The following is a 24,783-nucleotide window of genomic DNA, read 5'->3' on the forward strand; positions in this document are numbered from 1 at the left end:
TCCTCTTATTGGAGTGGCTCTTTCTCCATTACGCTTGAAATAGTAGGGATAACTTCTTTCGCTACCATTTCTCTCGTTTGACGAATCGCACTAAATATTGATTGGTCATTGGAAGAACCGTGAGCCTTAATGACAGGAGCTTTCAATCCAAATAATGCCGCTCCTCCATACTCCGAATAATCCATTTTATCTTTTAATACCATAAGTTTTGGCTTTAATACCGCTGCTGCTAATTTGCTCGTAAACGAACTCATCAATTGCTCTTTTAACATAGAGAATAATGCAAGTGCTGTTCCTTCTAATGATTTCAGTGCTACATTCCCTGTAAAACCATCACATACAACAACATCTGCTACACCTTGCAATAAATCTCTTGATTCAACGTTCCCAACGAAATTAATTGGGGCATCCTTAAGCATTGCAAAGACTTGTTTTGAAAGCTCGTTCCCTTTGCCATCCTCTGTTCCAACGTTTAAAAGGCCAACGCGAGGATTTTTAATTCCTCTTACTTTCTCAGCGTATACAGATCCCATTACTGCATATTGATATAAATGAATTGGTTTTGCATCAACGTTCGCTCCAACATCTAACATAACAAAACCTTCTCCATCAACAGTTGGCATTGTAGGGGATAATGCTGGTCGCTCAATCCCTTCCATACGACCTACAACAAACAATCCAGCCGCCATTAAAGCTCCTGTACTACCAGCTGATATACAAGCATTAGCTACGCCGTCTTTCACTTGCTGCGCTGCTAGTACCATTGAAGCTTGTTTTTTTCGACGAACCGCTCTTACTGGTTCATCTGTCGATTCGATTTTTTCATCTGTATGAAGTATAGTAATTCGTTCTTCACTCGTTAAGTATTGACGAATTTCCTCTTCTTTACCTACTAACGTAATATGTAAATCAGTATATTCCTTAATAGCTTTCATTGCTCCTAATACGACAGCCTTTGGAGCATGATCGCCGCCCATTGCATCTATTGCGATTTTCATAAGTTGTTACCTTCCTCACTATAATTACTAGATCGATACATTTCAAAAGTGCCTGTAAAAACAAGTTCTTCTCCAACAAAGCTACGCACTTTGACAACGGTCCGTCCTTTATCATTCTCTACATCTTCAACGCGCGCTTTTGCAACAACACGCTCTCCTAATTTTACAGGACGAATGTATCGAATGGTAGACTTTGCAGTTAAAGCTAATTCTTCATCAATAACCGCAACAGCTAGTGAGTTTGCTTGCGCAAACAAATGATGCCCACGGGCAATCTGATTTCTTTTAAATACGTGTTCTACCTTTACTTCAAAGATAGAAATCGCATGTCTATCTAATTCTATATCGATAATTTCTCCGACAACCTCTTCTAACGGTAAAGATTTCACATCTTCTTCATGTTGCTTTGTAGCTACATGTTTAATTCTTTCTCTTAATTCAGGAATAGATAATTCCATACGATCAAGACGTACAGTTTGTATACTCACTTGAAATTTTTCTGCTAAATCTTCATCCGTAATAAAAGGATTCGTTTCTATTGTTTGTTGTAATAATTCTTGTCTTTCTTTTTTACTTCTTCTTTTTTTCATACCGCACCATCCATTTTTATGACTAGGTACTAACAGTAGTATATAATCATTAAAAGTAGAATGCAACAAAAACTTTCGTTGCCTCCCTTTAATCGAGCTTCTCTCCTTGGAACACACCTGTCCCGTCAAGATAAGTACGCAGCGAAGCATACTGATCATTATGCCAAAACGCTTCTGAATCTACTAGTAACGCCGCATCTTGTCTAGCTGTTTCTAACGCTCGATAATCATGTACCATATCAGCAACCTTGAATTCTGGCAAACCACTTTGCTTACTTCCAAAGAAATCTCCAGGACCTCTTAACTCTAAATCTTTTTCTGACAATACAAATCCATCATTCGTTTCGGTCATAATACGCATACGCTCTTTTCCCGTTTCCGATTTTGGATCCGCAATTAATAAACAATATGATTGTTCACTACCACGCCCAACACGCCCCCTGAGCTGATGGAGCTGCGATAAACCGAAACGCTCTGCATCATAAATAACCATTACAGTCGCATTCGGTACGTTTACACCTACCTCAACAACTGTTGTTGACACGAGAATTTGTACTTTATTTTCACTAAATTGCCCCATTATCTCTTCTTTTTCTTGAGATGATAGTCTTCCATGCATTAATCCGACTTGGCATTTCCCTTGATAATGATGAGTCAGCATACTATGTAAGTCGATCGCATTTTGTACATCAAGTTTCTCAGATTCTTCAATAAGGGGACAAATAACATATGCTTGTCTTCCTTTTTTTATCTCCTTCTCCACAAAACCGAGAACTCGATCTAACATATCATGTTTTGCCCAGTATGTTTCAATTACCTTTCTACCAGCTGGCATCTCATCGATTATAGAAACATCCATCTCTCCAAATGCAGTAATTGCTAACGTACGCGGTATTGGTGTCGCCGTCATAAATAAAACATCTGGACTTTCACCTTTCTCCCTTAAAACTCGTCGCTGCGCTACACCAAATCGATGTTGTTCATCAGTAATAACGAGACCTAACCTATGAAAAATAACTTCATCTTGAATTAAAGCATGTGTTCCAACAAGGATATCTATTTCTCCTTGTTCTAATTTCGCCAAAATCTCTCGACGCCTTACACCTTTAACAGAACTTGTTAACAATTCGACCTTCATACCAAAGTGCGAGAATGTCTCTGCGAGCGATTGATAATGTTGCTCTGCTAAAATTTCTGTAGGAACCATTAAAGCACCTTGATAATGTGCTAATTTCGCTGCATAAAGGCCAATTGCTGCAACAACTGTTTTCCCAGAACCTACATCACCTTGCAACAGACGATTCATCCGATAAGGAGATGTCATATCTTTCATAATTTCATCTACAACCCGGCGCTGTGCACCAGTTAAGGGAAACGGAAGCGCATCGATAAACTCTTGCAATTCTGCTGAAGGAATTTCTTTTTTTGTCCCTTTCGAATTTTCCCTCTCCATTTTCCGTAATGTTTGCATTTTCAGCTGAAATAAGAAAAACTCCTCATATACAAAACGGCGACGTGCTTGTTTTAAATCTTCCTGTCCTACTGGAAAATGCAACGCCCGAAGCGCTTCATAACGCGGCAATAATTTATATCGACTTAGCAATCCATCAGGCAACACTTCAACTATAGAGTCTCCATACTCCTTTAACGCTTGGGCAATAAAACGACGCATCTGTTTTACTGTAAGTTTTCCTTTCACTGAGTATACAGGCTCTACTTCTTGTTGACGTACAACCGGTCCAAAATGAAGCTCTGATACCGCAATCGTTTGACGATGCTGATCCCATTTACCAGTAATCGTTACCGTTTCATCTAAATTTAACTTTTGCTTATAGTACGGCCTATTAAAACATACAGCTGTAATTAAATAACGACCGACGAGGACACGAACCGTAAGACGCGACTTCTTTTTCCCATAATATTGCAGTAAAGGAGCACTATGAACTTTCCCCTCAACTGTTACCCGTTCATCATGCTTTACTTCAGCAAGATCTTTCATCGCATAATCTTCATAACGGTACGGAAAATGTTCTAATAGATGAGAAACTGTATAAATTCCCATCTCGTGTAGTAATTCAGATGTTTCTCCTCCGATTCCCTTTACATCGGTAACAGGAACTTGTACAACTTCATTCAAGATTCTCACGCTCCGTCACATTATTTTCTTTGATTCATTCATACTATTGACATCTGTAATCGCTCTCTTTCACCCTATATATTCTATCATAGGCATTCTAAGAGAAACTACTCAAATCCCTCGTAAGCAACACGAAAGAAAAGAGCCTCACTATTAGCAGCAAGGCTCTTTTTTATCTTCAATATGCTAGCCTTTTGAATAAAAACTAGTAATGAACTTCATATTACTACTTCTTATCCATTAGCAAGTAAGTAATCCATTTATTTTCAAAACGAATTTTTTCTTATTCTACAGAGAAGATGAACGAATACACCGGTTGGTTTCCAGCATGTACTTCTACTTCTGCATCTTCAAAATTCTCTTCTACAAATTCAACTAACTCAGCTACTTCTTCGTCTGTTGCATCTTCACCTTGTAGAATCGTTACAATTTCAGAATCTTCATCAATAAGTGCTTCTAGTAATTGCTTCGCAGCTCCTACTTTTGCAGCATTTGTTGATACGATTTTCCCATCTGCAATACACATGAAATCATCTTTTTGAATTGCTACACCATCAATTTCCGTATCACGTACAGCATACGTAATTTGACCGGTTTTCACATGAGATAAAGCTTCTTTCATGTTTTCTTCATTCTCTTCTAACGTTCCAACTGGATTAAATGCTAACATTGCAGCCATACCTTGAGGAACTGTTTTTGAACGAACTACAATCACTTCTTGATCAACAACTGACGCTGCTTGTTCTGCTGCCATCACGATATTTCCGTTGTTCGGTAAAATAATGATTTTTTCAGCGTTCGCTTCTTCAATCGCCTTCACAATATCCTCCGTACTTGGATTCATCGTTTGGCCACCTTCGATCACTTTCGTCGCGCCAATGCTCTCAAATAAAGTTTTGATACCAGATCCCATAGCTACAGTTACGATACCGTACGGTTGTTTCTCTTTAGACTGGCTAGCCGGCTCAGGCATCGTAGTAGGCTCATCTAATAAAGCAGTATGCTGTTCACGCATATTTTCTACTTTAATCTTAATTAAACTACCGTAGCGTTGTCCATAATTCATAGGATCTCCAGGGTGTTCCGCATGAATATGAACCTTAACAACCTCATCGTCTGATACAACAAGTAGTGAATCTCCGTATACACTAATATCTTCACGGAATTTTTGTTCAGAGAAATTATGTTCTTTCATTTTTTCAGGCTCTAATTTCACCATGAATTCCGTACAATATCCATACTTTATATCTTCTGTACTCAATTGGCTTTGTACACTACGGTGATGTTCTGCGCGTACCATGTCATTCATAGATGGTTGGGCAGGCACATTAGAAGAAATCGTTTCTCCTTTTAAGTCAGCTAAAAATCCTTCATATACAACAACAAGACCTTTACCACCGCTATCTACAACGCCAACTTGTTTTAATACAGGTAATAAATCTGGCGTACGATTTAACGATGCATTCGCTTCTTTCACAACGTCTTCCATAAACAAAACAAAGTCGCGCTGTTTTTTCGCAACTGTCACTGCATATTTACCCGTTTCTCTTGCAACCGTTAAAATCGTTCCTTCAATCGGTTTCATAACCGCTTTGTAAGCCGCTTCTACCCCAGCATCTAAAGCTGCAGCAAAATCAACTGTTGTTAATTCTTCTTTTTGTTCAATGGATTTAGAGAAACCACGGAACAACTGAGACAAAATAACACCAGAGTTACCACGAGCTCCCATTAATAATCCTTTGGCTAAACTTACACCGACTTTACCAGCGTGCTGTGAAGGATTTGCTTTCACTTCACGTGCGCCTGAAGTCATTGATAAGTTCATGTTTGTACCGGTATCGCCATCTGGAACCGGAAATACGTTTAATGCATCAACAAGCTGAACATTATTTGTTAAATTATTCGCTCCTTGCATGATCATTTGTGATAAACGTTTCCCATCAATTTTTTGAATTGACACAGATTTTCCTCCTTAATGCACATTACAAGTTTATTACTTTAACTCCTTGTACGTAGATGTTTACAGAATCTACTGCTAGTCCTACAGTTTGATCTAATGTATATTTCACTTTCGTCTGCACGTTATGTGCTACTTCTGAAATTTTCGTACCATAGCTCACAATAATATACATATCAATATGTACTTCATCTTCATCTTTACGAACAATAACACCTCTAGTGAAGTTTTCTTTTCGTAAAATATCTGTTAAACCATCTTTTAACTGATTTTTTGATGCCATACCTACGATACCGTAGCAATCTACTGCGGCACCTCCAGCAATTGTTGCAATTACATCTGTACTAATATCAATTTGACCATACTTCGTTTTAATTTCAATTGACATCTCGTTTTCCCCCTTCATAAATGGTGAAAGTGAGCTAGACTACTTTAGTTACTATCATATAATCTTTTTAAAGAAAATTCCATCGTTCTTTCTTTTCACTCTCATATTTTATGTTTTAAATCACATTTTTTATGATGAGCAAAATAGTCCATTGTTATTATACAACATGTACCACTATAATATGTCAAGTAATTTTTCTTGATTTCAACTTTTCATCATCGACATATGGTGTCAAGTAATTTTTCTTGATTTCTTTTTTCTACGGTGTTGCATTCTCTTTTTAGTTGTGTTAAATTATAGTAGTGTTTTTAGCATCGCAAAAAAGACTAACATTGAAAAATTACGTATGGTAAGGTATCAAGGGAGGGAAATATAAATGGCTCGTGTTTGTGCTATCACTGGAAGAAAAGCTCGTTCTGGTAACTCTCGTTCTCACGCAATGAACGCTACAAAACGTAAATGGGGCGCTAACCTTCAAAAAGTTCGCGTACGCATCGACGGAAAAGTTCAACGTGTTTACGTTTCTGCTAGAGCATTAAAATCTGGCAAAATCGAACGTGTTTAATAATAAAAAAAAGAGCCGCTAGGCTCTTTTTTTACTATGACAATAGAAAAAGCACCGGTAATAGGTGCTTTTTTTAATCTTTTTTGAAGGTATTTAACATGGCACGAACAATTCCACCAAGAAATTTAGGTAACTTAATTGTATAAAATCTCATGGTTTCCCTCCTAATCCCCATTACTCCACTTGTTCACTATATGATGTAAGGAGCAAAATTGTTTCTTTAATCAGTGCTTCTTATCACCATTAATATGCCAGAAGTAAATGAAAAAGTACCTTTTTCCTCAACGAGTTCATTACTAATACAAAGTGTTGATCCCCACTCTATTGTTTTATTAGTTAGAGGATACTTAAAACCAAGTAATGTAATCCCTTCCACTATTTCAGTAACTGGCACAAAAGATACATAAGGGAAATTTTTATTGTCTTCAATTATATGTGTACCCACTTTTTTCACGCTTATTTCATTTTTATTGTCTACAATACACATTTCTATCCCTACTTCTAGCCCTCTTAAAAGCATCTGTATATTTGCTAAACCGTGATCCAGCCTTCCACCAGTAGCACCAAAAATACGAATCAATGTCGGATTTTGTTCTAACGCCCAGTTAATCGCAATTTCTAAATCTGTTTGGTCTTTTTCACGAGGCACAATATGTAAGTCATTTGTTTGCTGACCCATCCATACTAATTCCTCTTCAGTAACTGAATCATAATCTCCAAACGCAACAGCTGGAGTAATCCCTCCTTTTAATAAACGATATACACCTCTATCAACTGCCGCCCACACTACTTTCTCATTTTCATATCGAGAAAAATCTGCACAATATTCCGCAGGTCCGCCCGCTAAAATATGAATAATCATGTTTCCTTCCCCTTCTATTGTAAAAAGGCAATCTGCCATTCGGTAGATTGCCTTTTTACATATTTTTTCTCTACCCTTTATAAATAGTGAAAACTTACTACACTAGAAGTTTCACTAGGATAAAGACTCGTTCATTCATTATCCACGAATGACACGAATTGCTTCACCGCGGTCTTTTTGATTGTATACTGCTGATCCAGCTACAAGTACATTTGCTCCTGCTTCAACACAAAGCCTTGCTGTTTCAGCGTTCACACCACCATCAACTTCAATTTCTACTTCTAGATTACGCTCTTTAACCATCTCTGCAACTTGTTTAATTTTCGGTAATACAGAATGGATAAATTTCTGTCCACCAAATCCTGGGTTTACTGTCATAAGTAATACCATATCTATATCTTCTAATACATGCTCAATCGTTGAAACTGGCGTATGCGGATTTAATACAACTCCCGCTTTAATGCCATGAGATTTAATTAACTGAATTGTACGATGCAGATGAGGGCACGTCTCTACATGAACAGTAATGATATCCGCTCCCGCTTTTGCGAAAGTCGGGATATAGTTATCAGGATTTTCAATCATTAAATGTACATCTAATGGTAACGATGTGATCGGACGGATAGCTTCTACAATTAATGGTCCAATCGTAATATTTGGTACGAAATGTCCATCCATTACATCGACGTGAATGTAATCCGCTCCGCCTTTTTCTACATCTTTAATCTCTTCCCCTAATTTTGAAAAATCTGCTGATAAGATTGATGGTGCAATTTTAATCATAACTAATACCTCGGCTTTCTCTCTCTAATTTCTTCTACGAATTGTTTGTAATTCTTATAACGATATTCTGTAATTTTTCCTTCTTCAACCGCAGTCTTCACGGCACATTTCGGTTCAGAAAGATGTGTACACCCTCTAAATTTACAGTATTGGCTCGCTTCTTTCAACTCTGGAAAACAATATGTAAGATCTTCTACCTCTATATCTATGAAATCAAGTGAACTAAAACCAGGTGTATCTGCAACTAGTCCGCTTCCAACCGCAATTAATTCCACGTGTCTTGTCGTATGTTTCCCGCGTCCTAAATGCGAGGAAATATCATTCGTTTTCAGTTCTAAATCCGGGCGTAAAACGTTAAGCATAGAAGATTTCCCAACACCAGATTGCCCTGCAACAACAGAAACACAACCTTCTAAGAATGGTTTTAAAATATCAATACTTTCCGATGTGTTTATAGAAGTAAATAATACATCATATCCCATCTCACGATAGTCATTCGCATAAGATTCAACAGTCTCTCTCATTTTTTCATCCACTAAATCCATCTTACTAATGCAAATAATTGGCTTAATGTTATGATATTCAATCAGCACTAAAAATCGATCTAACAGTCCCGGATTAAAATCTGGTTCTACTGCAGAGAAAACGAGAATTGCTTGATCCACATTAGCAATAGGAGGCCTAACAAGTTCATTTTTCCGATCAAATACTTCAAGCACGTATCCTTCACTTGGATTATCTGCTTGAAAAACAACTTGGTCTCCTACTAGTGGTGTAATTTTATTTTTTCTGAACACACCACGCCCGCGGCATTGTGTAATCCCTTCTTCATGCTGCACATAATAAAACCCACTTAGAGCCTTTACAATTTTACCTTCTGGCATATAATTCTCCTTTATTTTGTATAAAGTGAAACTGTAATTAATATTGAATGATTTAAAATTCTTTACATACTTATTTCAAAACCCGTCATATATACAAGTTAATATATTTAATCTACCATCAAATTTAATATATTATTTATCACAGTATCACTTTTATAGCTTTTTGAATCATATATTTTTGCCTGTTATACAGTCCACTATATGTAGACAGCATAACAGGCAAGAGTAATACATTCCATCCCCTCTAGAAAGAAAATAGAAGTCATTATTATTGAGTTGGGTATGGTACTTCTTTGTCGATAATGGTTACACCATCTCGTACAATTTTATAATGTCCTTTTGTACCTTCTTGAATTACAAATTCTAAAGAAATAGTTGCCGACTCTGAAATTGTTCTAGTTTCAATTGGTCTATCCATTTTTTGTTGCATGTCTTCTTTATAAATTTCAATTGTTTGCGGTTTTTTCTCACCTATTATAGAAGGCTCATACGGAATAGAAATATTATCCACTTTCACTGTTTTCGTTACTTTCGGCTTAGGACCCTCTGAGATAACAATCGTCACTTTATCTCCTTCTTTTAACGGCGTTCCTGGTTTTGGAGATTGCGAAATTACAAGTCCTTTATCAACAGTATCGGAATACTCTCGTTTTATATCTGGAGTTAGTTTTCTCTCATTCAAATAACCATTTACGCTATTTTCAGTCCATCCTGAAAAATCACCTGGTCTAATTTGATACGGACCTTTACTTACCCAAACTTTCAGTTCTTGTTCCGCCTCTACTACCATTTGATCCGGCGTAGGAATTTGCTCTACGATTTCACCTTTTGGCCTATCATTTTCAATATAATTTATTGTAACTTGTTTATATTTTTCTTCTAATTCAGCCCTTATACTCTCAAAATCTTTTCCTGTAAGATCACTCATCTTACTTTTCTTTTTTCCACCTGATTGATAGATAGTAATTTTAGAGTTTTCCTTCACGACTCTTCCTGCCATTGGCTCTGTTTTTATCACATCACCGGTTTCAACATCATCTGTATATACAATATTAGGTTCCGTAACCTCAAAACCCTTTTCAACCAATGTATTTACTGCTGTCGTATATTTCATACCAGCTACATCAGGGACTTTTACATCTTTTGGAATAAAAAACCCTGGAATAACAGTAAGCGCTAACGTTATTCCAATCGCTAAAAGTAAAAATGTCGTAATTAAAACTTTGAGCCATTTATTACTTCGTTTTTTCTTCTTATTTAATTCCGTTTCTTCTTTTCTTGTCTGTTCATCCACTTTACTTCCTTTTAAAACAATTGTTTCATCAGTTACATTTCCGAATAATTGCTCTTGTTGAATAATGGGAATCGCTTTTGTCGCTTCCATATCTTCCGGTATGTAAAATGGCTGCTCATTTATCCTCTCTGGATATAACGCAGTTTCAATATCTCGTTTCATCGCATTGGCAGATTGATATCGATGAAACGGATCTTTCGCAGTTGCCTTTAATATAATATTTTCGACACTTTGCGGAATATTTTCATTCCATCTTTTGGGAGACGGAATTTCACTTTGTAAATGTTTTAAAGCTATAGCAACAGCAGATTCGCCAGAAAACGGTTGTCTTCCTGTTAACAACTCAAACATAACGATTCCTAGGGAATAAATATCTGATTGTTTATTCGCTATCCCGCCACGTGCTTGTTCTGGTGATAAGTAATGCACCGAACCGAGTACCGAATTTGTATGTGTAATTGTTGTTGCACTTGTAGCTGTCGCAATTCCAAAATCTGTTACTTTTATTACTCCATCAGCTCGAATTAAAATATTGTGCGGTTTAATATCACGGTGCACAATTTCAAAATGATGGGCGTGTGCCATGGCGGATGTTAACTGCTCCATAATATCAAGAGCTTCTCCTATAGGTAACATCCCTCGCTCAATTATGTATTGCTTCAATGTTTGTCCTGGTACATACTCCATTACAAGATAATATATACCATCTTCTTCTCCGACATCATACATATTCACAATATTTGGATGCGACAACGTTGTAACAGACTGCGCTTCTCGATGGAAACGTTTAATAAACTCTTCGTTATTTGAATAGTCGAGTCTTAATATTTTTACCGCTACATCTCGGCCAAGTATATCATCATGAGCTAAATACACATTGGCCATTCCACCGCCACCAATCATTTTCAGTAGCTTATAACGGTCATTTAAGCGTTTTCCAATCAGCACGTTGCACTTCACCTACTTTCGTTTGTCGAACCCGCATAATCAATAAGAACAAGGGTGATATTATCTTCCCCGCCACGATCATTCGCCAATTGAATGAGACGTTGTCCCTTAGTTTCAAGCTGTTCATTTAGCTGTAAAATTTGTTGCATATCAGCAATAGAAACTTTGTTAGATAAGCCATCAGAGCAAAGAAGTAACTGATCATCTTCCTCAAGCACCAATGTTTTCACATCTAATCCGACTTTTTCTTCTGTTCCTAATGCCCTTAACAAAACATTCTTTTTCGGGTGATATTCTGCGTCTTCTTTTGAAATTTCACCATGTCTCACAAGTTCATTTACAAGGGAGTGATCTTCCGTTACAAGCGAGATTTCCCCCTCTGATACCATATAACAACGACTATCTCCTATATGACCTATTGTCACAAAGTTTGGCGTACAAATCGCTATTATAAGTGTTGTTCCCATACCATTACATTCTACATGTTGTTTAGAGTACTCATATATACGCTCATTAATAATCCCAACACTCGTATGTAACCACTCTTCTACTTTTTTTGGTTCATTCATATTATGCGTTTGCTTCCAATAATCATGGAATAATTGAATGGTCATCGAGCTAGCTACATCACCAGCTCGATGACCTCCCATTCCATCTGCTACTACCGCTAAAATATTTCCATCTAAATTGTGAAAAACTCCTGCACTATCTTCATTATGTTGACGAACTTTTCCTTTATCCGATAGAAACACGGCTTTCATCTCGTCACCTCGTCTCTTCTTTACGCTCCTTCGCACGTAACTGACCGCAGGCTGCATCAATATCATGACCTTGTTCACGGCGAATTGTTACATTCACTCCACGATCTTTTAACGTTTTTTCAAATAAGAAAATTTGTTCACGTGGCGTACGTACATAATCACGTTCAGGTACGTAGTTTACCGGAATTAAGTTTACATGACATTTTACACCTTTTAAAAGCGCAGCAAGTTCTTCAGCTTGCTCAACTTGGTCATTTTCTCCTCCAAATAAGCCATATTCAAACGTAATACGACGCCCTGTTTTATTTACATAGTATTTAACAGCTTCCATTAAGTCTGGTAGCTTATAAGCACGGTTAATCGGCATTAATTTTGAACGTAACTCTGTATTGGCAGAATGCAATGAAATCGCAAAATTAATTTGCATATCTTCTTCAGCGAACTTATAAATTTTTGGAACAATTCCACTTGTTGAAACTGTCATATGTCTTGCGCCAATATGAATTCCTTTTTCATGGTTTATAATGCGTAAGAATGACATTAAGTTGTCGTAATTATCAAACGGCTCTCCAATTCCCATAACAACAAGCGAACTTACACGTTCTTCTGTTTCATCAAGTGCACGTTGCACTTCTACTACTTGCGCTACAATCTCTCCAGCCTCTAAGTTTCGTTTTAACCCACCAAGTGTAGATGCACAGAACGTACAACCAATACGGCATCCGACCTGTGTTGTTACACAAATAGAATTTCCATATTCATGGCGCATTAACACTGTTTCAATAGAATAACCATCGTATAATTGGAATAAGAATTTAATTGTTCCATCAGAAGACGTTTGTTTTACCAATGTATTTAAAGTAGTAATATCAAAGGAATTCGACAATTTATCGCGTAATCCTTTAGAAAGATTCGACATGTCGTCATAATTTTTTACACGTTTTTTATATAGCCAATCAAAGATTTGTCCTGCACGGAACTTTGGTTCTCCTTGTTCCTTTAACCAATCTTGCATTTCATGAAGTTGTAAAGAATAAATTGATGGTTTCTTCGTTTCTAGATTTTTCTTTTGTTTTCTCACAGTCGTTTCCATGATGCTACACCTTCTTCCTTAAACAAGCAATATAAAAGCCATCTGTTGCAAAATAATGCGGTAAAATTCGTACTTGACCTTCATCAATATACGGATTTAGCTTTTCTGGCATGCGATTTTTTATCGTAGTATCCCATTCAAATTCAGGATGCTCTTGTAAAAATTGCTTTATTACTTGTTCATTTTCTATTTTTTCTATTGTGCACGTACTATAAACAAGGCGACCACCTTGTTTTAACAATGGTGCTATTTTTTCTAGTATTGCAAGTTGAATCGTCGATAATCTTTCACTATCGCCTTTATCTTTACCCAACTTTATATCAGGTTTACGTCTAATCACACCAAATCCAGAACATGGTGCATCTACTAATATTTTATCAAATGTTTCATTTGCAAAGTGTTCTTGCACTTTTCTAGCATCTAGTGCTTTTGTTTCAACATTTTCTAGACCAAGTCGCTCTGCTTGTTGTTTAATTAAACGTACTTTGTGTGCATGTAAATCAAGAGACATAACTTGACCTGTTCCTTTTAATCGCTCTGCAATGTGCGTTGTTTTTCCGCCTGGAGCAGCACAACTATCAAGAACTACATCTCCCTCATTCGGTTCTAAAGCGCGCGCTACAAGCATAGAACTTTCATCTTGAATAGAAAGAAAACCTTTTTTGAACGCATCTGTATGCGCTACATTCCCTCTTTCAATTTGAATTGCATCCTCTGATAAATCGCCGCGCTTCGCTTCAATACCTTCACTAGCCAACAACTCAATTGCTTCTTCTACTGTTATTTTATCAACATTTACACGCGCTGTTGGTACTGGGGGTAACATATTCACTTCACACATTTTCTCAGCTGTCTCTAAACCATATTCAGAAGCCCAGTCTTGAACAAGCCACATTGGATGACTTGTTGCAATTGCCAAACGTTCTACTGGATCCTTGATTTCATCTAAAGAAGGTACCCCTTCTCTCTGAATCGAACGTAATACCCCGTTTACCATACCAGCAATCCCTTTATGCCCGCGACGCTTTGCAATCTCAACTGCTTCATGAATAGCCGCTCTTTCGGGCACTCGGTCTAAATAAATCATTTGATATAAAGATAAGCGAAGTAATACTCTTACCCACGCCTCAACCTTCTTTTTTAAAAAAGGCTGTAAATAATAATCTAATGTGTCACGACGTTGAATCGTTCCATATACAATTTCAGTTAACAAACCAATATCTTTTCTATCAATTGCATTTTTTTCAATTAGATTATTTAAAAGTAAGTTACTGTATGCACCACTTTTTTCTACTTGAATTAAGCCATCAAGAGCTAACTCACGAACATTTTGTCTCATGCATTTTCTCCTAACTTCGTTCCAATTTCAGGTTTTGTGCCGCGTAAAAATTGCGAACAACTCATACGTTTTTTACCAGAAGGTTGCAATTCAGTGATTTTAACACCTGTCTCATTACTTGTTGCAACAACAAATCCATCTTCTTCAAGAGCTACTATTGTACCTGGTTCAGCTTTCTCTGTAATAGAGACCTTCTCTCCCCACCATACTTTAATAACTTGTCCTGCCAAAGTCGTATAAGCAACTGGCCATGGATTCAATCCGCGAATGTGATTGTATACTTCTTCACCTGTTTTTGTCCAATCAATTTTCTCTTGCTCACGTTTTATATTATATGCAAACGTTACTTCTTCTTCGTTTTGTTTAATTGGTTCTAACTTACCTTGGATTAATAAAGGTACTGTTTTAGATAGAAGGTGTGCCCCTGCTTCACTTAACTTATCGAATAAAGAGCCTGTCGTTTCACGCTCTTCAATCTCCACTTCTACTTGCGTTAAGATATCACCAGCATCCAACTTCTCTACCATATACATAATTGTAATACCCGTTTTTTCTTTACCTTCCATAATTGCATAATGGATTGGTGCACCACCACGAAGTTCAGGTAGTAAAGACGCGTGGACGTTAATACATCCATACTTCGGTGCTTCTAAAATTTCATTTGGTACAATCTGACCGAAAGCAGCTGTTACAATTAAATCTGGCTCTAATGCCAACACTTGTTCATATTCTTCTTTTTCACGAATTCTTAACGGTTGTAACACCGGAATACCATGTTTTTCTGCTTCAACTTTAACAGGTGTAGGTGTTAATACTTTTTTTCTACCTACCGGACGATCAGGCTGCGTCACCACACCTATTACATCATAGCCATCTTCGATAAGACGACGAAGCACCGGCACTGAAAAGTCCGGTGTTCCCATAAATACTACTTTTATCATTAAAAAACCGCTCCTTTTAATACCTATTCTAATTCGTTTTCCTCATAATACCTTGTCACTTTCGATGTAAATAACACACCGTGTAAATGATCGATTTCATGTTGAATGGCACGTGCTAAAAATCCTTCTGCTTCTAGTAAAAATACTTTACCTCGGCGATTTTGCGCACGTACTTTAATATAATCCGCACGTTCCACTTCACCATAAAGTCCCGGGAAGCTTAGACAACCTTCGGGACCTACTTGTTCACCACGTTTTTCTAGTATCGATGGATTGATTAACTCGATTTTCCCCGTATCATCATCGATATCAACTACCGCTACTTGCAAGCTTACACCTACTTGAGGCGCAGCTAAACCGACTCCGTCCGCAATTAACATTGTTTCATGCATATCTTTCAACAATTTCACTAACTTTTTATCAAAGTTAATTACTCTTTCGCATGGTGTTTCTAACACTTCATTTGGATGCTTTACTATTTCTAAAACTGCCATATTTCCCTCCGCTACATTAACATTGTTGGATTAAAATCAATTGAGATTTGTAGCTCTTTTTGCATTTCTGCTTGATAATGTTCATTTACCATTTTGAGCACGTTCTTTAAGTTTGGTTCCCGTTTGTATTTTATCATGCATTGATAACGATATCTATCTTTTATCCTTGGAATTGCTGAGGCAACCGGTCCTAACACCATCGTTTGCTGCGTGCAGTGCGCCCGTAAATGACCGACAATTTTTTCCGTCACTTGCACTGCCTTTAATAATTCTGGATGAGATACTGTTACAAGTACAACATAGTAATAAGGTGGATATTGTCTTGTTCGTCTCATTTGCATTTCTTGATCAAAAAACACATCATAATGTTGGTTCTTTGCTAACTCTATACTGTAATGTTCTGGCGTATACGTTTGAATTATAACTTCCCCTGGCAATTCATGTCTGCCTGCTCGCCCACTTACTTGCGTCAATAACTGATACGTCTTTTCACTCGCTCGAAAATCAGGTAAGTGAAGCATCGTATCTGCAGTTAAAACCCCAACAAGCGTTACTTTAGGAAAATCTAATCCTTTCGCAATCATTTGTGTTCCAAGTAGTATATCTGCTTTTTCTTCCCCGAATGCCTTTAATAATTTTTCATGCATTCCTTTGCGACTTGTCGTATCTACATCCATTCGAATGACTCGTGCCTCTGGAAATAGTTTTGTAATTTCTTCTTCTACCTTTTGTGTACCTGTACCAAAGAAACGAATATATGTACTTTGACAAGCAGGACACTCAGTCGGCATATTCTCTTCGTGACTGCAATAATGACATTTTAAACGATGGTTCATTTTATGATATGTCAGCGAGATATCACAATGCGGACATTGTACAACATACCCGCAATCACGGCACATAACAAATGTAGAATGACCTCTTCTATTTAAAAAGAGCACCATCTGTTCTTTCTTTTCTAATCGATCTGCTATTTTTTCATGCAATGCCTTCGAAAACATGGAACGATTCCCGTCACGAAGTTCCTCACGCATATCAACAATCTCTACTGTTGGTAAAGCTTGTTCGTTCATACGTTTTTCCATCGTTAGTAATTCATACACACCTTTTTTCGCTCTTGCAAACGATTCAAGTGTCGGTGTTGCACTACCAAGAACGATAGGACATTTATGATATTGTCCCCTCCACACAGCTACATCCCTTGCATGATACCTCGGATTATCTTCTTGCTTATAGCTCGATTCATGCTCCTCATCAATAATAATAATCCCTAAATTTTCAAAAGGAGCAAATACAGCTGAGCGTGCACCAACTACAACCTTCACTTCTTTTCTTAAAATCTTACGCCATTCATCATATTTTTCTCCAACAGACAGCGCACTATGAAGAACCGCAACTTGCGAGCCAAATCTACCTTTAAAACGATCTACCATTTGAGGCGTTAGCGCAATTTCAGGAACAAGCACAATAGCTTCTTTCCCTTTCGCGAGCACCGCTGCTATAGATTGTAAATATACTTCTGTTTTTCCGCTTCCCGTAACACCATATAGTAAAAATGGATTGTAAGTTTCATTTGTAATTGATGATAAAATCGGTGTAATAACTTGCTTTTGTTCCTCCGTAAGCGGGAATGGTTTCGTTTGTTCAAAATCATCATCGTCATATGGATTCCGATATACTTCCACATACTTTTCTGAGATGAGCCTTTTTTTAACAAGTGCTTTAATTGGAGCATCTGTTATTTGCAACTCTTCTGTTATCACTTTCAACGGCACACTTTTATAATTTTCCACAAAATAATAGAGTACATCTTGTTGTTTTTTACTTTTCAATTCAAATGCTGCTAATTCTAATTTATCTTCTGGCAACTCCGGTTGAACGACTCTTTGTTTCTTCTTTTGCACTTTATCTTTTACCTGATAAACAACTTCAATCGTACCATTTTTAATTTCTTGTTGAATCGTGCGGTATAGATGTGGCTGCGTCTCAATAACTTCCCAATCTATCGCTTCTTTATCCTGAAATAAAAACAGTAGTTCAGGTGCTACTTCTTCTTGTTTACGAAGTTGTAGACGCTTTTTATACGTCGCTTTTATCGCCGTTGGAAGCATGACTTGAAAGGCTGAAATCATATAACATAACGTTTCGCTTGTAAGCCAATATCCAAGTTTTAATAATTCCTCGTTTAAAACTGGTGTTACATCTAATATTTCATGGATTGTCTTTAATTTCTTACTTTCTACTTCAGCCGAATCTTTGATCCCAATAATAAAGCCTTGCAATTTCCTTGGGCCAAATGGAACTACTACACGCATGCCTGTCTGGACAATATCTTCCCACTTTTTAGGGATAATATAATCAAATGGTCGATCTGTCTGACGTGCAGGTACATCAACAATTACACTTGCAAATTTCATAGACGATCATCTTCTAACATCATTTCAATTTGCTTTAATATTTCACGAGCAACCTCTTTTTTCGTTAAAAGTGGCAACTCTATAACTTCTCCATCTTTTCTATACATTGTTACAATGTTCGTATCTGTACCAAATCCAGCTCCTTGCGCCTTTACATCGTTCGCAACAATCATATTCGCATTTTTCTCACGTAATTTTTTTGTTGCGTATTCCTCTACGTTTGTCGTTTCAGCCGCAAAACCGATAAGTAACTGTTTGTCCTTCATCTCACCTAACGTTTTTAAAATATCTACTGTTCTCTCGAGTTCGATTACAGCATCACCATTTTTCTTTTTCATTTTATTATCATGAACATACTTCGGGCGATAATCTGCAACTGCTGCTGTTTTAATGACAACATCTACGTTTTGATACTGTTGCAGAACTACTTCTAACATATCTTGTGCAGATTCCACTTGTACCGTATTTACATGTAATGGCGGGTTTAATGCTGTCGGTCCCGAAACAAGTATGACATCAGCACCTAATTTCGCTGCCACTTCCGCAATTGCATATCCCATTTTCCCAGAAGAAAAATTGGTCATAAAACGCACTGGATCAATCTTTTCACGAGTTGGGCCAGCAGTTATTAATATTTTTTTTCCTTGCAATGGTTTTTGTTCTGAAAAAGCCTCTTCTAACCGTGCAATAATTGCTTCCGGTTCTTCTAGTCTTCCCTTCGCTACATAACCACACGCTAAAAAACCTTCTCCAGGCTCAATAAATGTATATCCTAACGTTTTTAACGTCATCATATTTTTTTGTACAATTTTGTTTTCATACATATGCACATTCATAGCAGGTACAATCCACACTGGGGCTGTAGTAGCTAACAAAGTAGTTGTAATCATATCGTCTGCAATACCACCAGCTAACTTCCCAATACAATTGGCAGTAGCAGGTGCAACAAGTACTATATCTGCCCAATCTGCTAAATCGATATGTGCAATAACAGCTGAGTCTTTCTCATCGAATGTATCTGTATATACGTCATGGCGAGAAAGTGCTTGAAATGTAAGAGGCGTAACAAACTTCATTGCCGACTCACTCATCATTACTTTTACAATAGCACCAGCTTGTGTCAATTTACTAGTTAACGCAGCCGCTTTAAAGACCGCAATGCCTCCTGTTACACATAGAAGTATCTTTTTCCCTTTTAGCATATGGCTCGTCCTCTTTCTTTTTCAAACTTATAATACTGAAACAGAATTCCCAGCTCGTCAGTACCAATATTTCTTCCCTATCGTAAAAAAATAACAACCTACTTGTAAATAGGTTGTTACCGTTACATAGAAAATTATAAAGTCTATGTTTTAATTTGTCGAAAAGAATGTCTTAATCGATGATTTTGTCTTCGCTTGGTACATATTTTAATACTTCTGCATCGATTTCTTCTAGTGATTTACCTACACATTTATGAGAAACAGGTTGCTCGATAACACAGTTATCAGCAAGTTGCATTTCACGCGCACGTTTTGCAGCTACTGTTACAAGTGTATATTTAGAATCGATTTTTGTTAATAATGAATCAATTGATGGATTTAACATAATTATAGACCCTCCGTCATTTCTTTATAATATTTTGCTACCCTTTCGCGGCGGCAATGTTCGCCAACCACAATTGCTTTAATTCTATCACAAGCTAATTCAACTTGATCGTTTTCTACTACATAGTCGTAAGCGTCCATCATCTCGATTTCTTCTTTCGCTACAGTTAAACGATTTTCAATAACATCTTCAGTCTCTGTACCACGTCCGACAATACGGCTCTTTAGTTCAGATAAACTTGGGGGTGCTAAGAAAATAAATACACCTTCTGGAAAAGCCTTCTTAACTTGAATTGCTCCTTGCACTTCAATTTCTAAGAATACATCTTTTCCTTCTTGTAATGTTTTTTCAACATAGTCAATCGGTGTTCCGTAATAATTACCTACGAACTCAGCCCACTCAAGTAATCTTTCATTACGAATCATTTCCTCGAATTCTTCTCTTTCTTTAAAGAAATAATCCACACCATCTACTTCACCTTCACGCGGCTTACGTGTTGTTACTGAAATAGAGTACTGAAAACGTGTATCCTCATGGCTAAACAGCTCTTTACGAACCGTTCCTTTTCCAACCCCAGAAGGCCCTGAAAGAACGATGAGCAATCCTCTTCTACTTCTCATAAATATGTAAAACCTACCCTTCCTCACTTAAATCTTCTTTATTATTCAAACGATGTGCAATCGTCTCTGGTTGAATTGGACTTAATACAACATGCCCATCATCCATAACAATAACCGCCCTTGTTTTTCTCCCATACGTAGCATCAAGTAAAGCATTATGTTCGCGTGCTTCCTGTACTGTTCGTTTAATAGGAGCTGACTCCGGACTTACAATAGCAATAATTCGATGAGCAGATACAATATTTCCGTATCCAATATTTAAAAACCGCATGGCCATAGTTTGCGCCTCCTAGTAAGTCTATCCGATTTCTCCACCACGTATAACTTTATATATTTTTTGAAAGCTACTCAATATTTTGTACTTGTTCACGAATTTTTTCAAGGTTATTTTTCATTTCTACAACATATTTTGAAATTGTTAAGTCATTTGCCTTAGAACCAATCGTATTAATTTCTCTATGCATCTCTTGCACGATGAAATCCATTTTCCTTCCAACAGGCTCTTCAATCTGCAGTGTTTCACGAAATTGCTCTAAATGACTTTGCAAACGAACTAACTCTTCGTGAATATCACAACGCTCTGCAAAGATTGCGACTTCTGTTAACAATCTTTGTTCATCTAGTTCTTGATTATGTAATTCTTTCAAGCGATTTTCTAATCGTTCACGATATTTTTGTGTAACAATCGGTGCATGCGGGATAATTGCATTTACACAATTGTGAATCTCTTGTAAACGATACGCTATATCTTTATGTAATCGTTCTCCTTCGCCATCTCTCATCGTTTTTAACATATGAGCAGCTTGGCGAACAGCCTCATATAAACTGTTCTCAAATTGTTCATTTACATTTTCTACTTCTTCAATCGCTGTTACTTCTGGCATTGCCATTAATTGCTGAAGTGTAATAGAATCTTGTAATTGAAATTTTCCTTTTATATCTTCCATAATCGATTGGTACTGCTCAAGAAGCGACCAATTCACACTTAATTTTCTTTCAACAAGCCCTTCACCCGTTATACTAATAGACACTTCAATGCGTCCACGCCGAACTTGCTGTGCAATTATTTTACGAATTTTGTCTTCAAATACCATCATTTGCTTCGGAAGTCGAATACTCATCTCTAGAAAACGGTGGTTCACCGATTTCATTTCTACTGTAATTTGAAAAGTATCATTTTCTACTTTCGATCTTCCAAATCCTGTCATACTACAAATCATTTTTTATCACATCCAAGCCATGAAATAACTCAATGAAAAAGGTAATAGAGACAAGGCTCTACTACCTTCTGTAAATTATATCACATTTTCATATCATTGACTATTTCAAGTTTAATCCCTTCTTATATAATACTGGCTTTTCCTTCTTCCCCTTTTTCCCTGTTAATAAAGAACCTACTAACAAGAAAGTCGGAATTGATGACAAACCTCCAATTAACAACCAATCTCTCGCTTGTATTGGCATTGTACTAAAGATCGGTTGTAGCGGTGGGTAATATATAACCACTAACATTAACAGTAAAGAAATGATAACCGCTCCTACTAAATACACGTTCCCAAACGGATTACGGTGGAAGATTGAATGTTCACTTCGGCAATCAAATACATGAATAAGTTGCGCAAGCACCAACGTCGCAAACGCCACAGTTTGTGCATATTTCAGTTCATTTGGATGTTGATTATATGCAATAATAAACGCCACTAACGTCACTGCTCCAATTAGAAAACCACGGCTTATAATTTTCCATGCAAGCCCTCTAGCAAATACCCCTTCTTTCGGATGACGCGGCGTTCTCTTCATCACGTCTCCTTCCGCCTTATCCAATCCTAATGCCATCGCTGGTAAACCGTCAGTTACTAAGTTCACCCATAAAATTTGAATGGGAACCATCGGCAGCGGTAATGCAAGTAGCATTGCAAATAACATGACTAAAATTTCTCCTACGTTCGATGCTAATAAATAACGAATAAACTTACGTATATTCTCGTATATATTTCTACCTTCTTTAATTGCTGATTTAATCGTAGCAAAATTATCATCTAGCAAAACAAGAGAAGAAGCTTCTTTCGCAACATCTGTTCCTGTAATTCCCATCGCTATCCCAATATCCGCTGTTTTTATAGCCGGAGCATCGTTTACTCCATCACCTGTCATCGCTACTATATGCCCTTTATTTTGCAACGCCTTAACAATTTTCAATTTATGTTCAGGTGATACTCGAGCAAATACATACGTATCTTCTACAACACTTTCTAGTTCCTCTACATCCATATTCGCGAGTTCTACTCCTTCAACAACACGTCCACCAGGTGGTAAAACCCCTAATTGTTCCGCAATTGCCATTGCTGTCACTTTATGATCTCCTGTAATCATCACTGTTCGAATACCAGCTTCTCTGCACTCTTTTACAGCCTGTTCTACCTCTGGTCTTGGCGGATCAATCATTCCCTGTATCCCGACCAACATAAAATCTTTTTCAACGTCTCTTTCATGTTCAATAGAATCTGTTGCTTTTAATGGCTTAAATGCAACTGCAATTGTTCGAAGTGCTTGACTACCTAAACTATGAATAGCCGCCTGTACTTCTTTTCTATACAATTCACTTAACGGTTGCTGCTTATCCCCCCATAAAATCGTTTGACTCATTTGCAAGAGGACATCTGGTGCCCCCTTCGTAACAAGAAACTTTTTCCCCTCTCGATCTCGCACAATAACACTCATCATTTTTCGAGTTGAATCGAATGGAAATTCACGAATAATTTCAAATTTCCCTTTCAGTGCCTCACGCGTTATCCCCGCTTTCATTGCTGCAGCTACAAGTGCTCCCTCAGTTGGATCTCCATCTAATACATACGCCTTTTTCTTTTGAATAATATTTGCGTTATTACATAGTGAACCAAATGTGAGTAGTTGATACAGTGCTTTTGTTTTAGCTGGATCGAATTCTTTTTCACCTTTCAAAAAAGAGCCCTTAGGTTCATATCCTTGACCTGTCACTTTCCATAATTCTCCACCTGACCACATATGTGTTACCATCATTTTGTTTTGCGTCATTGTTCCTGTTTTATCAGAGCATATAACAGAAGCGCATCCTAACGTTTCTACCGCTGGTAACTTCCTTACAATTGCTCTCTTTTTAATCATACGCTGTACACCAAGCGATAAAGCTACTGTAACGATTGCTGGTAATCCTTCAGGAATAGCAGCAACAGCTAGCGACACACCTGCTAAAAACATATGATACACTTCATTCCCTTGATACACACCGGCTAATACAACAAGCGCTGTCAAAATAAGAGCCACAATAATTAATATTTTTCCGAGTTGCTCTAATCTTCTTTGCAGTGGTGTTTCCATTTGCTCTGCATTTTGTAACATATTTGCAATTTGGCCCATCGCTGTATTCATACCAGTTGCTACAACGACCCCTGTTCCAGCTCCTCGTGTAATCATCGTACCCATAAAAGCCATATTTTTTTGATCACCAATTGAAACATCTTGCCCCTGCAGAGCTTCTACCTTCTTCTGCACCGGTACTGACTCTCCTGTCAAAGCTGATTCTTCGATATATAAACTTGATGCCTCAACAAGACGTACATCCGCCCCAATACGATCACCACTAGAAAATTTAATGACATCACCTAAAACAAGTGCTTTAGACGGTGCTTTTACCCACTTTCCATTCCGCATTACAGTAACTTGCGGGGCGGCTAACTCTTTTAAAGCTTCCAGTGACTTTTCAGCCTTTCTTTCTTGAAAAAAGCCAAGAATACCATTGATAATAACAATCGCAACAATCGCAATAGAATCAATGTATTCACCTAAAAAAGCCGAAACTATTGTTGCACCAAATAAAACAAGTACCATAAAATCTTTAAACTGCGCCAAAAATACCATCAGTGCAGAAGGCCTTTTGGCTTCATCTAATTCATTTGTACCAAATTTTTTTATTCGCCCTTCTGCTTCCTTCTCTGTAAGTCCAACCTTCACATTCGTATTCGTTCTTTCTTCCACTTCGTGTGCGCGCATTCCATACCAGTTCATCCCGCTATCGACCTCCTGATTCCAGACATACTCTATTGAAAGCTTATTCAGCCTCGTCCAAAAAAATGCTATAATTAACTT

Annotated in this window: 23 protein-coding genes; 1 reads left to right on the plus strand and 22 read right to left on the minus strand. The window is 37.4% G+C overall.

The genetic code is table 11. The features are described from left to right. Positions 1-5 precede the first annotated feature (5 nt). The 5 genes from plsX to KZZ19_RS18755 form a co-directional block, all read right to left on the minus strand. Positions 6-998 carry a phosphate acyltransferase PlsX gene (plsX, locus tag KZZ19_RS18735; RefSeq protein WP_237979343.1) on the minus strand — a complete coding sequence of 331 codons (993 nt, stop codon included), beginning with the start codon at positions 996-998 and terminating at the stop codon, positions 6-8. After that, entirely contained in the window at positions 995-1,588 is a 594-nt protein-coding gene (gene fapR, locus KZZ19_RS18740) for a transcription factor FapR (RefSeq protein ID WP_000747352.1), read from the minus strand. The genes plsX and fapR overlap by 4 nt, the downstream gene beginning before the upstream one ends. 88 nt (positions 1,589-1,676) lie before the next feature. After that, positions 1,677-3,725, minus strand: coding sequence for an ATP-dependent DNA helicase RecG (recG, locus tag KZZ19_RS18745; protein WP_088097500.1), 2,049 nt, complete (start codon positions 3,723-3,725; stop codon positions 1,677-1,679). Between the two features lie 283 nt (positions 3,726-4,008). Beyond that, positions 4,009-5,685, minus strand: coding sequence for a DAK2 domain-containing protein (locus KZZ19_RS18750; protein ID WP_237979345.1), 1,677 nt, complete (start codon positions 5,683-5,685; stop codon positions 4,009-4,011). A 22-nt stretch (positions 5,686-5,707) separates the two neighbouring features. After that, on the minus strand, positions 5,708-6,070 hold the full coding sequence (locus tag KZZ19_RS18755) for an Asp23/Gls24 family envelope stress response protein (RefSeq protein WP_000021109.1): 363 nt from the start codon (positions 6,068-6,070) through the stop codon (positions 5,708-5,710). Positions 6,071-6,446: 376 nt separating this feature from the next. Between KZZ19_RS18755 and rpmB the strand changes: the two genes are divergently transcribed. Beyond that, on the plus strand, positions 6,447-6,635 hold the full coding sequence (gene rpmB, locus KZZ19_RS18760) for a 50S ribosomal protein L28 (RefSeq protein ID WP_000124776.1): 189 nt from the start codon (positions 6,447-6,449) through the stop codon (positions 6,633-6,635). Between the two features lie 73 nt (positions 6,636-6,708). Here rpmB and spoVM read toward each other — a convergent pair whose 3' ends face one another. From spoVM to KZZ19_RS18845, 17 genes are all read right to left on the minus strand, one after another. Further along, positions 6,709-6,789 (minus strand): stage V sporulation protein SpoVM, encoded by an 81-nt coding sequence (spoVM, locus tag KZZ19_RS18765; protein WP_001213599.1) that lies wholly within the window; start codon positions 6,787-6,789, stop codon positions 6,709-6,711. A gap of 66 nt (positions 6,790-6,855) precedes the next feature. Then, positions 6,856-7,536: a thiamine diphosphokinase gene (locus KZZ19_RS18770; protein ID WP_140392533.1), complete on the minus strand. Its 681-nt coding sequence runs from the start codon at positions 7,534-7,536 to the stop codon at positions 6,856-6,858. 99 nt (positions 7,537-7,635) lie between these two features. Continuing rightward, positions 7,636-8,280 (minus strand): ribulose-phosphate 3-epimerase, encoded by a 645-nt coding sequence (rpe, locus tag KZZ19_RS18775; protein WP_076539726.1) that lies wholly within the window; start codon positions 8,278-8,280, stop codon positions 7,636-7,638. 2 nt (positions 8,281-8,282) lie between these two features. Next, the gene (gene rsgA / locus KZZ19_RS18780; protein WP_237979346.1) at positions 8,283-9,164 is read right to left on the minus strand and encodes a ribosome small subunit-dependent GTPase A; all 882 of its coding nucleotides are present in this window, start codon (positions 9,162-9,164) and stop codon (positions 8,283-8,285) included. A gap of 268 nt (positions 9,165-9,432) precedes the next feature. Next, positions 9,433-11,406 (minus strand): serine/threonine protein kinase PrkC, encoded by a 1,974-nt coding sequence (prkC, locus tag KZZ19_RS18785; RefSeq protein WP_237979347.1) that lies wholly within the window; start codon positions 11,404-11,406, stop codon positions 9,433-9,435. An 8-nt stretch (positions 11,407-11,414) separates the two neighbouring features. Next, the gene (locus tag KZZ19_RS18790; RefSeq protein ID WP_000648694.1) at positions 11,415-12,167 is read right to left on the minus strand and encodes a Stp1/IreP family PP2C-type Ser/Thr phosphatase; all 753 of its coding nucleotides are present in this window, start codon (positions 12,165-12,167) and stop codon (positions 11,415-11,417) included. Positions 12,168-12,171: 4 nt separating this feature from the next. Continuing rightward, complete coding sequence (rlmN, locus tag KZZ19_RS18795) at positions 12,172-13,260, minus strand: 23S rRNA (adenine(2503)-C(2))-methyltransferase RlmN (protein ID WP_000450538.1); 1,089 nt, start codon at positions 13,258-13,260, stop codon at positions 12,172-12,174. 4 nt (positions 13,261-13,264) lie between these two features. Beyond that, positions 13,265-14,599, minus strand: coding sequence for a 16S rRNA (cytosine(967)-C(5))-methyltransferase RsmB (rsmB, locus tag KZZ19_RS18800; protein WP_237979348.1), 1,335 nt, complete (start codon positions 14,597-14,599; stop codon positions 13,265-13,267). After that, positions 14,596-15,540 (minus strand): methionyl-tRNA formyltransferase, encoded by a 945-nt coding sequence (gene fmt / locus KZZ19_RS18805; protein ID WP_237979349.1) that lies wholly within the window; start codon positions 15,538-15,540, stop codon positions 14,596-14,598. Before fmt ends, rsmB begins: the two co-directional genes overlap by 4 nt. 23 nt (positions 15,541-15,563) lie before the next feature. Beyond that, on the minus strand, positions 15,564-16,034 hold the full coding sequence (def, locus tag KZZ19_RS18810; RefSeq protein WP_061678221.1) for a peptide deformylase: 471 nt from the start codon (positions 16,032-16,034) through the stop codon (positions 15,564-15,566). 11 nt (positions 16,035-16,045) lie between these two features. Then, on the minus strand, positions 16,046-18,451 hold the full coding sequence (gene priA / locus KZZ19_RS18815) for a primosomal protein N' (protein ID WP_237979350.1): 2,406 nt from the start codon (positions 18,449-18,451) through the stop codon (positions 16,046-16,048). Continuing rightward, complete coding sequence (gene coaBC / locus KZZ19_RS18820) at positions 18,448-19,653, minus strand: bifunctional phosphopantothenoylcysteine decarboxylase/phosphopantothenate--cysteine ligase CoaBC (protein ID WP_237979351.1); 1,206 nt, start codon at positions 19,651-19,653, stop codon at positions 18,448-18,450. Before coaBC ends, priA begins: the two co-directional genes overlap by 4 nt. Before the next feature lie 172 nt (positions 19,654-19,825). Continuing rightward, complete coding sequence (gene rpoZ, locus KZZ19_RS18825; protein ID WP_000933964.1) at positions 19,826-20,038, minus strand: DNA-directed RNA polymerase subunit omega; 213 nt, start codon at positions 20,036-20,038, stop codon at positions 19,826-19,828. A 2-nt stretch (positions 20,039-20,040) separates the two neighbouring features. After that, positions 20,041-20,658, minus strand: coding sequence for a guanylate kinase (gene gmk / locus KZZ19_RS18830; RefSeq protein ID WP_001257742.1), 618 nt, complete (start codon positions 20,656-20,658; stop codon positions 20,041-20,043). A 13-nt stretch (positions 20,659-20,671) separates the two neighbouring features. Next, a complete protein-coding gene (remA, locus tag KZZ19_RS18835; RefSeq protein ID WP_001251456.1) occupies positions 20,672-20,935 on the minus strand; it encodes an extracellular matrix/biofilm regulator RemA in 264 nt (87 codons plus the stop codon). Positions 20,936-21,002: 67 nt separating this feature from the next. Further along, positions 21,003-21,878, minus strand: a complete 876-nt coding sequence (locus tag KZZ19_RS18840) for a YicC/YloC family endoribonuclease (RefSeq protein ID WP_237979352.1) — start codon at positions 21,876-21,878, stop codon at positions 21,003-21,005. Positions 21,879-21,978: 100 nt separating this feature from the next. Continuing rightward, positions 21,979-24,702, minus strand: coding sequence for a calcium-translocating P-type ATPase, SERCA-type (locus tag KZZ19_RS18845; protein ID WP_237979353.1), 2,724 nt, complete (start codon positions 24,700-24,702; stop codon positions 21,979-21,981). Between the last annotated feature and the right edge of the window lie 81 nt (positions 24,703-24,783).

It is taken from the genome of Bacillus thuringiensis, from assembly GCF_022095615.2.
Taxonomy (GTDB): domain Bacteria; phylum Bacillota; class Bacilli; order Bacillales; family Bacillaceae_G; genus Bacillus_A; species Bacillus_A cereus_AG.